The organism is Tumidithrix elongata BACA0141 (assembly GCF_036349135.1).
GTDB lineage: Bacteria > Cyanobacteriota > Cyanobacteriia > Pseudanabaenales > Pseudanabaenaceae > Tumidithrix > Tumidithrix elongata.
This window is the reverse complement of the sequence record NZ_JAZBJZ010000130.1, coordinates 1-14,752: the sequence shown is the minus strand read 5'-3', so window position 1 is coordinate 14,752 and position 14,752 is coordinate 1. Positions and strand designations below refer to the sequence as shown.

The window sequence follows — 14,752 nt, the reverse complement described above, 5'->3', positions numbered from 1 at the left end:
ACACTGGATTTTATTTTCTCATTAATTACCTGATTTTATGGCGGGAAGGGAGTAAGTCCTCAAACTGTAAAGGACGAGAATGTGCATATTAGAGCGCAGAGCCGTTTCTTGCCGCATGGCTTTGTACTGCCATAGATTGGCGGCTTGTCTGACAAAGGTGGTACGACTTTTTAAGGCTGGAAACCATTCTTGCCAATGCTTACGGAAATATTTCCAGATCCCTATGTCAGTGTCTATCCCTTGATACTCAGCGACGATTTCCATCGTTATCACTTCGCTATCACTTAGGGCTGGCTCAAACCCTTTCGCTCTTACACTTTGGGTCTTAGTTACTTCTTTGAGTAGTTCATCGATTTTACAAAATACTGCAATGATAAAATATTCCATAGAAAACATGATGCTCACCGCTAATGACGTTAGTCCTATTTTCTAACACTATCGGCTGTGAGTTTTTTTGCAGTTTCTTAGTTGCACATCGCGTCTAAGCAAGCTAGAAAAGTCTGTCCTGCTTCAATTAGTCGGATTGCTGTGCGAAAACAGACCAGGAAGAGAAAAAAAAAGGTTGCCAGTAGCCCACCAAAAAAATGACACTAATAAATCTCCAAAATCAAAGAGAAAAACTAGTGTCAAGAAAAGCAATCCATATATACCAGAGAAAAGCCTATGTTTGTTGATAGCGTTGAATCAACTGACTTACAAAACTTTTGCCCACCTGAAAGCGTTGTGCTAGGGCTCTTACGGATTGTTGCCCTTCTTCATGTGCTTTGATGATGCATTTCCTCAGGTCTTCTGAATATGCGACTCCCATTTTTCCTCTTTTTTTTGATTCTACCTTATGTCCGTAATCTCTTGAAAACCGCGATATCATCATCATGAAACAGCGTACTATCCTTAAGTTGGAGCTTAAGTTCTAATCTTGACTGGTATATATCAAGATTGCATAACAAACTGGAGTAAGTAGAACAGCATCATAATTACAATATAGGATGTTTTAGGTGCAACCGTAACGCATCAAGCATTTTGGCAGTAAGGGTTACACGATCGCTAACTCATCCTCCGATAATTCATGGTAAGTCTACCGACTTAACTTAACTATATACCTGCAACCTCCACTACGATGAACGGCGTGAACCTTCTAAAAAGCCTTCGGCAGCAAGGGCAATCTGTCTGGCTCGATGGTTTTGAACGCAGTTTGATACTCACGGGGCAGTTACAGCGATCGATCGATCTAGGATTACGAGGTCTACTCTCAAACTTCACATGTTTAGAGCAACCAATACGAGCAGGAAGCTACGATCGCGACTTTAGGGCAATAGTACATCAACCAGATATCAATGCCCGATCGCTCTATGAGTATCTCATAATTCAGGATATGCAATTAGCTGCCGATTTAATCAAGGCGGTTCACAGTCAGACTCATGCTAGCGATGGCTTTGTTAACTTAGATCTGCCGCCCCAGGTTGCATTCGATACGCAAGCAACTCTGACGGAAGCCCATCGGCTCTGGCAAAGCGTGGGTTGGTCTAATTTAATGCTCAAGATTCCAGCAACCGCTGCTACATTGCCAGCGATCGTACAACTGATCCAAGATGGAATCAATGTGAATGTGACATTGCTCTTTTCTCAAGTTGTCTACGAACAGGTCGCAGAGGCATATTTGAGGGGGCTAGAAATCTTATCGATGCAAGGGAAGTCAGTCAGCGAAGTTGCTAGTGTCGCTAGTTTTTCAGTTGGACATCTCGATGCAGAGATCGCCACGCAGTTGCAAACTGCTGGTCAGGAGAGAGTTTTACGGGAGCTATTTCTTGGTAATGTTGCAATTGCTCAAGCAAAGGTGATGTATCAGCACTATCAATCCATTTATCAAAGCGATCGCTGGCAATCGTTAGCACATCTGGGGGCGCAGCCCCAGCGGTTGTTGTGGGATATCACCTCTATTGAGAACGATCACTTTCGCACTCAGCATTACATTCAGTCTCTGATGGGTGAAAGTACAGTGCTGGCGCTAACTCCACAGATTTTTCAAGAGCAGAAACTGTACAGCCCTTCGGAGGCTGACCTCACGGTAGGAGTTGACGTTGCCCATCAAATGCTAAACAACCTAGAGCAGCTTATCTCTCTGGAAACACTCGCCGATCGGTTGTTGACGGAGGAATTGCAACGATCGCAGGATGCATACCAACAATTACTGAGCGCGATCGAACAGAAACGACAGTCTTTTTAAGCTTCGACTGCCCCTAAAGTCTTTAGTGTGGCTTGCTGTGCAGTGGTTAATCCTCGCGCACCTCTGATGTTCATGCCCTCATACAGGCGATCGACTCTCAGGGTTTTGAGACACTCCCCCGTTTTTACATCCCAAAGCTTGATCGTCCGATCCTGACTGCCACTAGCAAGCACTTGACCATCAGGACTAAAGCTGACCGAGGAAACCCAACCTGTATGACCTTGCAATCTGTTGGTGCAATTACCCGTCCGAATATCCCACAAGCGAACTTGGCGATCGGCACCGCCACTAGCAAGCACTTGACCATCAGGGCTAAAGGCTACAGACCAGATCCAGCCTTTATGGTCTTGCAATACATTCAGACAATTACCTGTCTGAACATCCCACAAGCGAACCTCTTGGTCATCGCCACCACTAACTAAAAATCGACCATCAGGGCTGAACGCAAGCGATCGCGTACCACTGATATGCCCTTGTAAAATCTTGAGACAGATTCCATCTTGCACATGCCATAACCGAATTGAAAGATCGTTACTGCAACTTGCTAGGATATTACCATCAGGACTAAAGGCTACCGACCAAACCCAATCGGTATGGCCATCTAAGACTTTGAAACAAGTCCCTTGATTGATATCCCACAGGCGAATAGAACCATCAAAGCTACCACTGGCGAGGATAGGAGCCTCCTCGTCAGTAAGAAGAGGACTAAAATTGAGCGATCGCACCCCACTGGTATGCCCCTGTAAAACCTTCAGGCAGGTTCCTTGGGATAGATCCCAGAGGCGAATTTGCATATCATTGCTACTACTTGCTAAAATTTGGCGATCGGGGCTAAAATCGACCGATCGTACCCAATTTGTATGTCCCGACAATACTTTCAGACAATCTCCATTCTGTCGATCCCACAGGCGCACTAATCCATCATGACTGCCACTGGCGATCTGCTGGCTATTTGGGCTAAAACTGACCGACCAGATGCCACTCTGACGTCCCTGTAACACTTTAAGACAGGTTCCATCTCGACCATTCCATAGCCGCATCGAGAAATCTAAGCTGGCACTAGCGAGAAGTAAATCATCGCTGATAGCAGGACTAAAAACTACAGAGCGTACAGCGCCTGTATGTCCTTGCAAAACGCTAAGACAGGTTCCATTTTCAACGTTCCACAATCGAATAGAGCCATCATTGCTGCTGCTGGCTAAAGTTTGACCATCGGGGCTAAAATCGACCGACCAGATCCAGTCGGTATGTCCGTTGAGGATGCTAAGACATACCTTCTCTCGAACATTCCACAATCGAATAGAGCCATCATTACCACCACTAGCGAGAAGTTGACCATCGGGACTAAAGGCGATCGCCCATACGCCACCAGAATCATCCTCCAAAATGGTATCGCATGTACTATTCCAAACATTCCACAGCCGAATCGTGCGATCGTGACTGCCACTAGCTAAAGTATAACCGTCAGGGCTAAAACGAATCCCATGAATGGCACCACGATGCCCTTGTAACACTCTGAGACAATCTCCAGTTTGGACATTCCATAGTCGAATTGTTCGATCTTCACTGCCTGTTGCGAGAATTTGTGCAGGCTCTGATGACTGGTTTCCAGTACGCTCGCAAAAACAAACTGACCAAACAGCATCGGTATGTCCCTGTAACGTTTTCAGACTGCGACCATCCTCAATATTCCACAATCGAACCGACCCATCACTACTGCCACTGCCCAGAAGTAGATCGTCCGAGCTAAAAGCGAGCGACCACACCCAGCCCGGATGTCCTTGTAAGGTCAGGAGTTGTTGACCATCAGCTAACCACAGACAAATCTCGCCATCGACATCTCCAGATGCTAATAGACGACCATCAGGACTAAAAGCAAGTGATACAAGACTATTGAGACTTTCTGCAAACACTGACTTTGCCAGATCGGCGTTGCAAAAATTGACTCCTGTCAGGTTGGCTTGCCGTAAATCGGCTTGCCATACCGTTAGCGATGAAAAGTCCCAGCCACGTAAATCGCTCTGCGAATGCACCAGCAGGTTGAGGAGGTTCCCTACCAAATAATTTGACGGCTGGGGTACTTGCTGTTCCAGCATCGCTTTCAACTGCTGCTCAATCGCTGTTGGGCTGCTAAACTGCACCAGTAACTGTTCTATAAGGGGTTCGAGAATCAGTCGTTTTTGCATCTCCCGAATATAGTCTTTCGCCTGTGCTTTCATCAGTGCATGGGTTTTGAGCCGTTCAGGTGTTTGGGCGATAATTTCCTCAGAGACGACTTGAACGAATCGATCGGTCGCGTATTCTAACACTACGGGCTGTAGGAAGAACTGTTCGCCTTCCTTTTCGATCAGCGATCGTTGTCGCAGTGAGCGAATCGCATCTGGAAGCCTGCGCTTAGAAGTTGCAATGACAACATCCTCACTCAATTCAGAAAGAAAAATAGGTTCTCGATTAATTGCCAGCCAAAAGAGCATTTCCCGTTCGATCTCAGAGAGGCGATCGCACTGTCGCTGGAGTAAGTCGCGAATGTCATCGAAGACAGATGCCCCCTGCTGCACGTAGTTCAAGATCTCGGCGATTCTGCCGTTAAAGAGATCCTGAACTGCTGCTGCCACCAATTTCAATGCTAAGGGGTTGCCACCATAATGGAAGATCAATCGTTCCCATTCCAATTCTGTGCCTGCGAATGTGCCCTTGTAGCGAAATAGTTCTCTTCCTGCTTCTGAGTTTAATCCTTTTAGTGGAAGCGATCGCACTGAGAGGGCTTCGCCTTCCAAGTGAACGATCTCTAGAGGCTTTTCCCGACTGGTGAGCAATAAGCAACTCTGATGGGTCGCTGTCCCAATACCTCGAAACAGTTGCCCATACTTCTCATAACCCGTTCGGTACTGTCTGATTTGTCCTGCATTTAGGATAGTCTCGGCATTGTCTAGAACCAGCAAACAGCGGTAGGAGCGTAAGCCCTCCATCAGCTTCAGCAGTTTTCCATCTAAGCTACTCGGTAGAGCGATGTCTTCTCCCTGTGCTCGTAAGAGAATTGGCAGCACGTTGTCTAACCACTCTTCAAAAGGTGGTGCGTTTTGTAGCGATCGCCACACCACCACATCAAACTCAGCCTGAATTTGCTGCACCAACTTGGCTGCCAATGTGCTTTTGCCGATCCCACCGATCCCCAACAACAGGACGAGGCGACACTGTTCCTCTAATACCCATTGCTTGAGACATATCAGTTCTTCATTACGCCCGCAGAAGCTAGAGGTATCCATGCTACTAACCCAATCTGACAGAGGTTGTTCTACTTGAACGATCGCCTCAGAAGACTCGATCGCAGAACTGGGTCGCATGTAATCATTCTTGTTTAGCTCCAAACCAAAGGCTCGGAACGCCCACTGCAAGGATTGCTTGTCTATTGGGTCTGAACGTCCTAGCACCTTGGCGATCGTGTTGAGGGACAGTCCCATGCGTTCGCTCAGTTCCTCTAACGTGAAGCGATCGCCAGCATTCTCATCAAACTCAGCTTGGGTTTTGGTAGCTTGAAATTTTTCCCAGCCCTGTACAGTCAGAATTACACCTCGGTAGCGTTTGGCTTTTGGCATCTGCATCAAAGTCACCTAGAACAGGACGAAACCTAAACAAAATATAAAAGCTCAGCCCTAAAAAGTAAACAGATCGGGATGCTTAAGTTGAACCTAACTTAAGACCTATCTTTAGAAACTTATATGGTCAAATTTCGGCGATCGCTAAAAAATTAGAGACAGCATTCAGAACTACAAGCATACGGAAGAATGATTATGTCTGACAAGCAAGCATTAACAGACTATCCGATCCATAAACTGCTCGCTGAACGCTGGAGTCCTTATGCCTTTGAGGATCGTCCAGTTGCAGATGCCGATCTTCGTTCGTTGTTTGAGGCAGCGCGGTGGTCGGCATCTTCCTATAACGAGCAGCCTTGGCGCTATCTTATTGCCACCAAGGAGAACCCTGACGATTTTCAAAAGCTTCTACTGTGCCTTGTCGAAGGAAACCAAGTCTGGGCAAAGAGTGCTCCCGTTTTGGTACTAAGCGTTGCTAGTCTCAAATTTACGCTCGATCGCGAAAATAACAGGGCTGCAATTCACGACCTCGGGCTAGCCAATGGCAATTTTGCGGTAGAGGCGACAGCAAGAGGACTTTGCGTCCATCAGATGATCGGTATTCTTCCTGACAGGGCTCGCGAGATCTTTGAAATTCCTCAAGATTTTGAGGCATTGACAGCGATCGCGATCGGATACCAAGGCGATCCGAACTTGCTCCCAGATACTTTGAAGGAACGCGATCTAGCACTGAGGCAACGAAAGCCCGTGGAGCAATTTGTATTCAGCGGCAAGTGGGGAAATTCCTCACCTTTGGTAAAGCGATAGCACCTAGTTAAGCCCAGTCAAATTGAGGAAAGTATGCCCACGATCGCGCTAGAAATTATTCAGCAGGCTTACATCTATCTCGCAGAGAAAGATATTCCTAATTATTTTTCACTTATGTCCCCTAATGTTGAGTTTTATCAAACAGAAGCACTTCCTTGGGGCGGCGAATATCGGGGCTTGGATGAGATTCAAGTTTTCTTCTCCAAGATTTTCCCATTGATTGATTCTTCCGTCGAGATATCTCACTACATTCAAGCAGGTGACAAAATCGCGGCGATCGGTAAGACAATTGGTTCTGCGAAGTTAACTGGGAAAAAGTTCAGTTGTAACTTGGCTCATATTTGGACAGTCGAAAAGGGAAAGATTATGCGATTAGAGGTTTACATTGACACGGATGCTATGAACGCCGCACTGAGCTAATCCCAACTGTTCATTTTGGCTAAACTTTCGAATCTTGAATGGTATATGTCAAGAGTGCTTAACAGAATCTAGATAGCAAAAAACATAGGAGATGACAATGAGTAAGCCTGTGGGCAGAGGACGCAGCACGAAAATCCCCATTGGAGGATTTAAACCATGAATCAAGTAACGAAGACAATCGTACTCATTCACGGATTGTGGATGACTCCGCGTAGTTGGAATCTATTCCATGAATATTATGAAATGAGAGGATATCGGGTATTCGCACCTGCGTGGCCGCGTCTGGATGGTGAAGTTGAGGATATCCGTCGCAATCCATCAGCCCTTGATGGCTTAGGCATCCTTGAGGTGGCAGACTACTATGAAAATTTTGTGCGATCGCTCGACGAACCACCGATCCTAATTGGCCACTCTTTTGGCGGTCTGATCGTGCAAATACTCCTCGATCGCGGTTTAGGCGCGGCAGGGGTGGCGATTGATTCTGCGACACCAAAGGGAATTTGGAAGCTACCGTTTTCAGCGATCGCATCGGTAAGTCCAGTGCTGTTAAATCCTTGGAATTACAAGCGTACCGTAGCACTAACCTTCGAGCAATTCACCTATGCCTTTGCTCATACCATGTCAGAAACTGAGGCGCGATCGGCATACCAGCAAAATACGATTCCCGGCCCAGGTCGCCCGATCTTCCAAGTCGCATCGGCAAATTTTAATCCTTGGGCGGCAACTAAAGTAAATTATCGCAATCCCCACCGATCGCCGCTACTCCTGATTGGCGGTACAAAGGATCGCTTAGTTCCCGCTGTACAGAACAGAATCAACTATAAGAAATACGCCCGTTCGCAGGCAATTACCGACTACAAGGAATTTCCAAATCGCTCTCACCTGATTATTGCCCAAGAGGGCTGGCAAGAGGTTGCAGACTTCGCGCTTTCTTGGGCGCAGCACCACGCCCTGACTGAAACGCACACCCAAACTCAAACCCCACCAAGAGATCGGATGTCTTCGTTGTAGGTGATTTACAAACTTTATCGGGAGGTTCGCAGATGAGAATTTTTGTGGCAGGTGCAACGGGAGCGATCGGTCGTCCGCTGATCGCGCAATTATTGGCAAAAGGACATGATGTCGTAGCGTTAACCCGTTCTCTAGAAAAAGCACGGACTTTCGCGGCAATGGGGATTGAATTTGCGATCGCCAATGTATTTGATGCGGATGCGGTCAAAACCGCTGTTGTGAAGGCTCAGCCAGATGTAGTTATCGAGCAACTCACCGCTCTACCCAAAACCTACAGCCGCGAGTCTATGGGTGCAACAGCGGAACTGAACGCACGTATTCGTTTAGAAGGTGGCGCGAACGTGTTGAAGGCAGCGCAGGCAGCAGGTGTGCGTCGTTACTTGAGACAGTCGATCGCATTCTGGGCAGTTCCCGGAGATGGATTAGCCAATGAAGAAACTCCCTTGGCGTTTGATGCCTCACCCGCAGTATCAGCAGATGCGCGTGTCGTTGCCGAACTCGAACGTCGCTTGCTCGAAACCCCCAATATGGAGGGAATTGCCCTGCGTTATGGCTTCCTCTATGGGTCTGGCACCTGGTTTCATCCCGATGGCGATGTGGCGAAACAGGTGCGGCAGCAACAGTTCCCAATCGTGGGCAATGGCGAAGGGGTATGGTCTTGGGTTCACATTGAGGATGTGGCGGCGGCGACGGTAGCAGCAGTCGATCGAGGTCGTGCTGGTATCTACCTAATTGCCGACGATCGCCCCTTAGAGGTGCGCGAATGGCTCTCAGCTTTGGCGCGATCGCTCAAGGCTCCACCACCACCCCAAGTATCGATTGAAGATGCTTTGCAGATCGGTGGTGCGGATGCGGTCTATTACGGTACGCAGATGCGGGGTGTATCAAATGCCAAGGCAAAACGCGAACTCAATTTTCAACCTCGCCCTTTGGAATGGATGGTTGAAACGGCTGCTACGCTTGCTAGTTAAGCCTAATAGCTCAATCTAGACAAGCAGAAATCTATCTAAATTTATCCTATACATCTATTTTGGAGATCGACTATGCAGATTACGCTCAAACATAAACGCGCGCTTGTGACGGGTGGCAGTCGCGGCATTGGGGCAGCGATCGTCAAGCGTTTAGCTAGCGAAGGAGTGGATGTCGCGTTCACCTTTGCAAACTCGCCCGATCGGGCTGATGAGATTGTCAAGGAAGTAAAGGCATTGGGTGTCCGCGTTCTAGCCATCCAAGCTGACAATGCCGAAGCGAGTGCGGTAGTTGGTGCTGTCGAAAAGACTGTAGCTGCATTCGGCGGAATTGATATCCTCGTGAATAATGCAGGTGTGCTGGCGATCGCTCCGATTGACGATCTGACCCTTGCAGACTTTGACAAAACGATCGCAGTTAACCTGCGTGCCGTGTTTGTGGCAACGCAAGCTGCAGTTAAGCACATGCAAGAGGGCGGACGCATCATTAACATCGGCAGCACCAACGCCGAACGGATGCCCTTTGCTGGCGGCAGCATTTATGCCATGAGTAAATCTGCACTGCAAGGGCTTGTCAAAGGGCTATCACGCGACCTCGGACCGCGTGGAATTACGATCAACAACGTGCAACCAGGGCCAGTTGCCACCGAGATGAATCCTCCAGAAGGCGAATTTGCAGAGATGCTCAAAAAGTTGATGGCATTGCCCCGTTATGGCAAGGTCGAGGAAATTGCAGGGATGGTTGCCTATTTGGCAAGTCCAGAGGCAGCTTACATCACGGGTGCAAGTCTAATGATTGATGGAGGTTTCAGTGCATGAAGATGGCTCGATATGGAACCGCGATCGTAGTACTTCACGCGATCGCGCATTCACTGCATGGTTTGGCGCATCAGGAAATTCCAGTACCGCTCTCACTGCTTCAGACGATGTTTATTGGTACGGTGATTCTACTAGCTCCCATTCTTGCTGCCGTTTTGCTTTGGACAAAGTTCCACCGCATTGGTGGCTGGCTCTTGCTCAGTTCTATGGCAGGCTCGATCCTATTTGGAATCTACAATCATTACATCATCATTAGTCCCGATCATTTTTCCCACGTTATCTTTGAAGGTTGGGGCTTGCTTTTTCAGGTCACAGCCATTCTCACCTTAATCGTCGATGGACTTGGCTGTTGGATTGGTACATGGACATTAAAAGCGGAACTGCTGCAAGAGAATGTCGAATCAGCCCAGAAAGGCTAACACAAATTCCCACAAAGATAGCTATTCACAAACTATAGGAGATATTGAAATGAACGCTGTAACTCATCCTGAAATCACACTAGTTCCAAACAATTCACTTTTAACGGCAACACCTGAAGAGGGGCGGCAACTAGCTGTAAAAATGGCACGCCTGATCGTCAAACTGACTCAGCCTGACGAAGAGAAGCGCAACCAGTTGCGAGATGTCTATGGCAATGATGCCATGATGCTGATTGCGGTCGGACAGACGGTGGCAACCGAGTTTGCCACGATCGCTGCTGCCAATAATTACTGGCGCAAGTAGTGCCTCGAATCTATCGACCGTACGAGATCGAGTCTTTCTAAAAACTTTGATGTTTCATGCAATCACCTATTGGAAGTAAAACCTATGGCTGCAATCATAACGAAGCGGAACGATCCTAAATCATTCAGCTACGTGACAAGAATTGATATTCCCGCAGAAACGCGATCGCAAGTGAATACCCTACTGAATCAAAGCTTGGCAACTGCAATCGACTTGAAGACCCAGATCAAATACGCTCACTGGAATGTTAAAGGAAAAGACTTTTATCAACTTCACGAACTGTTTGATGAAATCGCCTCAGAAGTTGAAGAATTTATCGATTTAATTGCCGAACGGATTACTACTTTAGGCGGACAAGCATTGGGAACTGTCCGCATTGCAGCCAAAGCATCCGAACTACCCGAATATCCCTTTGATGCGGTGGATGGAATGGATCATGTCGAGGCACTCGCCGATCGCTTTGCAATTTATGCCAAATCTTTGCGCCAAAATATTGGCAAGACAGACGAACTCGGTGACATGGACACCAACGATCTATTTGTGGAGATTTCGCGCGCGATCGACAAACGGTTGTGGTTTCTCGAAGCCCATCTTCAAACCTCATTTGCGTAAGCTCTATTGCTAACTACCGCTGCCAACAAATTTTGGCAGCGGTACGCAGAACGAATCAATTGGAAACCCATGAAAAAAGAGCCTTCGCGAGAATCTCCGATCGCTTTGCTGTTGCCCCTCTCTCTCATTGTGGGATTGGTGTTACTGCTGAGTCTGAATGCAGGACAGAACAATCAAACCGCTGAGGCAGTTAGTCCATTAGAGTTATGGCTGAAAGTCATTGTCGGATATTTGGCAGCAGGAGCAGAAATCGCAGCAGCAGTCGTGATTGGTGGAGCGATCGGGCGCGGTATCTTAAGCTATGTCCGCCAGCTATTCTCGCGTAGGCAGCATCTCGATGTCACCGAAATAATTCGTCTACAACTGGGACGAGTACTTGCGTTAGGTCTAGAATTTACCGTTGCCAGTGACATCCTGCGCACGGCAGTTGCTCCGACACGCCAAGACATTTCAAACTTGGGAGCGATTGTTTTGTTACGAACGCTGCTCAACTATTTCTTAGAGCGAGAAATTCGCCAAGGAGAGCAAGGCCGCTTACCAGATAAACCTATTGGCATTGGGGAATAATGATGAGTCAAAACCGTTTCAATTCCAAGCCGATTACTAGCATCGGTCGATCGCTCAGACAACACTTGTCGCTAAAGGAAGAATTGCTACTAGCCATAGCACCTACCCTCACAATTGCGATCGTGATGGCATTCGTCGAAACGGTGAGTCAGCAGAGGCTGTTGTTTGCCTCCCTCGCTGCCAGTGCTTTTTTGATTTACCTCGACCCGCATCACAGCAGCAACACAGCTCGGACACTGATCCTATCTCAACTGATGGCGGCGGCGATCGGCTGGTTCGCTAATTTCACCTGTGGTGCTGGGTACGTTGCGGGTATCGCAGCGATGGTCGCAACCATTGTTTTTACGATCGCGCTGGATGTTGTTCACCCTCCCGCAGTCTCGACTTCCCTAAGTTTTGCTCTTCAAACAAGCAGTCAAAACAATTTCATACTCTTTAGTTTGGCAGTCGGGGCGATTGCATTGTTGGTTGGACTAGAGCGCCTCGCGCTACGAATTCTGACCCGTTTTCATTAAACCCGTTTCAAGGCGATCGGAATTGCGAACGACAAACTATTACTTGCAATCACTTCTGACGAAAGTTGGAGATATTCAACTTCATAAAAAATTGGAGATCTGAATTTCGATAATAAGTCTGATTTTGGAGAAAAGTGCCATGAAAATTTTGATTCGAGCGATCGTGAGTTTTTTCGTATTCATCGTAGATGTTGCGTATGGTAAGCGTTCCTATGCTCGTTTTTATCTACTGGAAACCATCGCTCGCGTTCCCTACTTTTCCTTTCTGTCGGTGCTCCATTTATATGAAACGATAGGTTTCTGGCGCAAAGCTGATTGGTTAAAAGTTCACTTTGCTGAAACTTGGAATGAATTGCACCATCTTTTAATTATGGAATCACTGGGAGGTAATCGCTATTGGGGCGATCGCTTCGTCGCCCAACATGTTGCTATAGCTTACTACTGGGTAGTCGTACCCATTTACATGCTATCTCCCCAATATGCCTATTACCTGATGGAGCTAATTGAAAATCATGCCTACCATACCTATGATGACTACTTAAAGACTCATGAAGAAGAACTAAAAGCCCAACCTGCTCCCCAGATTGCGATTGACTACTATCGCGATGGCGATCTCTACATGTTTGAAGAAGTTCAGACTCAGCCCAGTGGTGAATTTCGGCGTCCCAACGTGGATAATCTATACGACATATTTTTAAATATCCGTGATGATGAATGCGAACATGTGAAAACGATGGAAATGCTGCAAAAGCCAGAGGCGCGACAAACCTTCAAAAGTCCCCATTCCATACTCGAAAGTCGTCATTCTGCTCTCGCACTAAAACCCGCTAATCTTGATGAAATGGTTTAATTGAGCGATATGACTCTTACACCTGCAAAGACGACGGCATTTCAAGTAGATATCCTTGCCAAGCTCTATCTAGAAGCCAAATCGGCCTATATTTCTGATACCACAATCGCCCTACTCTGCGATTGGCTTATGGAAGAGTTTCAGCAATTACCATTAAATCTGCAATTTTCCGATTATATGCGTTATGCCAACGCTGAGGAAATGTTTGTCGATATCGAACGAGGGCAGCTTTGGGTATCTGCCGAAAGTTACGACTCTACCGTCTATCCCAATCCAATTTATGGCTTTATTTTTCAGGGAATGCACGATTACGACCATTACTTGACGGATACTGACTTCAGCCTAGAGGGAGAAATCATGGCTTACAACTTCGCCGCAAAACGCGTGCCGAGTTTAGACATTCAAAAAATTCTCTACTCCGAAATTGTGCTGCGATCGGCGACCTATCTTTATCAGGGACATGCCGCCGATCCTAAAATTGTTTTTCTGTAACATTACTGGGATAAAAAATAATGTCTAAATATGCTTATAAGGTGAGTCAAATCAAAGTAAGTCAGCTTTTTTTATACATCAAATTTGAAAAGAACCGTGGAACACTCTGATTTATCAACTGACACTCTGGAAAGTACTGAGACAAAAAATGAGGAGCTTTTGCCGCTGCCTCCAGAGGCCAAACCAGAAGAAGTGCAGTCTCCTCCCATTGAGGCGATCGAACCATCACCACCAGTAAAGCTAGTTTCAACGCATCCTTACCGCAAGGTAGTACTGTTCGGTATTTTGTCCCTAGGAGCGATCGCTATTGGCATATTTGGATATCGTTGGTGGCAATATGCCGATACGCACCAAGAAACGGACAATGCTTATGTGACTAGCGATAGCTATCCTATTAACGCTCGAATTGCTGGAACTGTGGTTGAGGTAACTGTCGATGATAACCAGCAGGTAACGAAAGGAAGCCTGCTCGTCAAACTCGATCCCCGCGATTATGAGATAGCTCTAGAGCAGGTAAAAACGGCTTTAGAAGTAGCAAAACAACAGGCTAAAGTGGCTCAAGCGAATATTGATGTGGCTACTACCAATGGACTAGGGAAAATCCAAGAAGCTCAAGGCAATGTTGATGCTAACGACTTCAATATTTTTTCTGTCCAAGCCTCAGTCCTTGAGGCCCAAGCAGGAGTGCCATCGGTACAAGCGCAATTAGCCCAGGTACGAGCAAATCTAGTCAAATCAGAGCTAGACTATAGACGCTATGAAGTTCTATGGCAAGAAGGAGCAACCTCGCGCCAACAGTTTGATATCGCCAAAGCTAGTTACGAATCCACTCTAGCTCAATACAATTCCCTTCAGGAGCAGGTACTCCAGGCAAAGGCGCGACTGCAACAGGCTCAGAGAAACTTAAATAGTGCTGAGGCAAAACTAGTTTCTACGAAAGGAACTTTTCAACAGGCTGAGGCAACCAATCAGCAAACAGAAGTAAATCGGCGGCAATATCAATCAGCTTTAGCCGCGATCGCTCAAGCGGAAGTACAGGTCAAAAATGCCGAGTTGCAATTGTCTTATACCGCGATCGCATCTCCGGCGGCTGGACGTATAGAACCCATTTGAGATCTTAAGAAGTGGCTGCAAGTCTCTTCAGCATTAGC

The 14,752-nt window shown here is 47.0% G+C and carries 16 protein-coding genes and 1 pseudogene; 14 read left to right on the top strand and 3 right to left on the bottom strand.

Annotation, left to right across the window (positions count from 1 at the left end):
• Positions 1 to 75 precede the first annotated feature (75 nt).
• Positions 76 to 396: pseudogene (locus V2H45_RS22030) on the bottom strand (IS982 family transposase); the annotation flags it as partial.
• Positions 397 to 661: 265 nt separating this feature from the next.
• Positions 662 to 808: a helix-turn-helix domain-containing protein gene (locus V2H45_RS22025; protein ID WP_330485838.1), complete on the bottom strand. Its 147-nt coding sequence runs from the start codon at positions 806 to 808 to the stop codon at positions 662 to 664.
• Positions 809 to 1,117: 309 nt separating this feature from the next.
• Here V2H45_RS22025 and V2H45_RS22020 point away from each other — a divergent pair, with 309 nt between their 5' ends.
• The gene (locus V2H45_RS22020; RefSeq protein WP_330485837.1) at positions 1,118 to 2,224 is read left to right on the top strand and encodes a transaldolase family protein; all 1,107 of its coding nucleotides are present in this window, start codon (positions 1,118 to 1,120) and stop codon (positions 2,222 to 2,224) included.
• On the opposite strand, the gene V2H45_RS22015 is transcribed toward V2H45_RS22020, so the two are convergent.
• Complete coding sequence (locus V2H45_RS22015; RefSeq protein ID WP_330485836.1) at positions 2,221 to 5,826, bottom strand: WD40 domain-containing protein; 3,606 nt, start codon at positions 5,824 to 5,826, stop codon at positions 2,221 to 2,223. The genes V2H45_RS22020 and V2H45_RS22015 overlap by 4 nt on opposite strands.
• 189 nt (positions 5,827 to 6,015) lie before the next feature.
• On the opposite strand from V2H45_RS22015, the gene V2H45_RS22010 reads away from it, so the two are divergent.
• From V2H45_RS22010 to V2H45_RS21950, 13 genes are all read left to right on the top strand, one after another.
• Positions 6,016 to 6,624: a nitroreductase family protein gene (locus V2H45_RS22010; protein ID WP_330485835.1), complete on the top strand. Its 609-nt coding sequence runs from the start codon at positions 6,016 to 6,018 to the stop codon at positions 6,622 to 6,624.
• 33 nt (positions 6,625 to 6,657) lie between these two features.
• A complete protein-coding gene (locus V2H45_RS22005) occupies positions 6,658 to 7,044 on the top strand; it encodes a nuclear transport factor 2 family protein (protein ID WP_330485834.1) in 387 nt (128 codons plus the stop codon).
• Between the two features lie 156 nt (positions 7,045 to 7,200).
• A complete protein-coding gene (locus tag V2H45_RS22000) occupies positions 7,201 to 8,055 on the top strand; it encodes an alpha/beta hydrolase (RefSeq protein WP_330485833.1) in 855 nt (284 codons plus the stop codon).
• Between the two features lie 32 nt (positions 8,056 to 8,087).
• Entirely contained in the window at positions 8,088 to 9,026 is a 939-nt protein-coding gene (locus V2H45_RS21995) for an NAD-dependent epimerase/dehydratase family protein (RefSeq protein ID WP_330485832.1), read from the top strand.
• Between the two features lie 72 nt (positions 9,027 to 9,098).
• On the top strand, positions 9,099 to 9,842 hold the full coding sequence (locus V2H45_RS21990) for an SDR family oxidoreductase (RefSeq protein ID WP_330485831.1): 744 nt from the start codon (positions 9,099 to 9,101) through the stop codon (positions 9,840 to 9,842).
• Positions 9,839 to 10,261, top strand: a complete 423-nt coding sequence (locus V2H45_RS21985) for a hypothetical protein (RefSeq protein WP_330485830.1) — start codon at positions 9,839 to 9,841, stop codon at positions 10,259 to 10,261. Before V2H45_RS21990 ends, V2H45_RS21985 begins: the two co-directional genes overlap by 4 nt.
• A 49-nt stretch (positions 10,262 to 10,310) precedes the next feature.
• Positions 10,311 to 10,565, top strand: a complete 255-nt coding sequence (locus V2H45_RS21980; RefSeq protein ID WP_330485829.1) for a hexameric tyrosine-coordinated heme protein — start codon at positions 10,311 to 10,313, stop codon at positions 10,563 to 10,565.
• Positions 10,566 to 10,649: 84 nt separating this feature from the next.
• Positions 10,650 to 11,177 carry a DNA starvation/stationary phase protection protein Dps gene (gene dps, locus V2H45_RS21975; RefSeq protein WP_330485828.1) on the top strand — a complete coding sequence of 176 codons (528 nt, stop codon included), beginning with the start codon at positions 10,650 to 10,652 and terminating at the stop codon, positions 11,175 to 11,177.
• A 69-nt stretch (positions 11,178 to 11,246) separates the two neighbouring features.
• Positions 11,247 to 11,744, top strand: a complete 498-nt coding sequence (locus V2H45_RS21970) for a DUF1622 domain-containing protein (RefSeq protein WP_330485827.1) — start codon at positions 11,247 to 11,249, stop codon at positions 11,742 to 11,744.
• 2 nt (positions 11,745 to 11,746) lie between these two features.
• Positions 11,747 to 12,259: an HPP family protein gene (locus V2H45_RS21965; RefSeq protein WP_330485826.1), complete on the top strand. Its 513-nt coding sequence runs from the start codon at positions 11,747 to 11,749 to the stop codon at positions 12,257 to 12,259.
• A 148-nt stretch (positions 12,260 to 12,407) separates the two neighbouring features.
• A complete protein-coding gene (locus tag V2H45_RS21960) occupies positions 12,408 to 13,109 on the top strand; it encodes an alternative oxidase (RefSeq protein WP_408648867.1) in 702 nt (233 codons plus the stop codon).
• Positions 13,110 to 13,118: 9 nt separating this feature from the next.
• Positions 13,119 to 13,601 carry a hypothetical protein gene (locus tag V2H45_RS21955; RefSeq protein WP_330485824.1) on the top strand — a complete coding sequence of 161 codons (483 nt, stop codon included), beginning with the start codon at positions 13,119 to 13,121 and terminating at the stop codon, positions 13,599 to 13,601.
• Positions 13,602 to 13,697: 96 nt separating this feature from the next.
• Positions 13,698 to 14,714 carry an HlyD family secretion protein gene (locus V2H45_RS21950; RefSeq protein WP_330485823.1) on the top strand — a complete coding sequence of 339 codons (1,017 nt, stop codon included), beginning with the start codon at positions 13,698 to 13,700 and terminating at the stop codon, positions 14,712 to 14,714.
• The last annotated feature ends 38 nt before the right edge of the window (positions 14,715 to 14,752 follow it).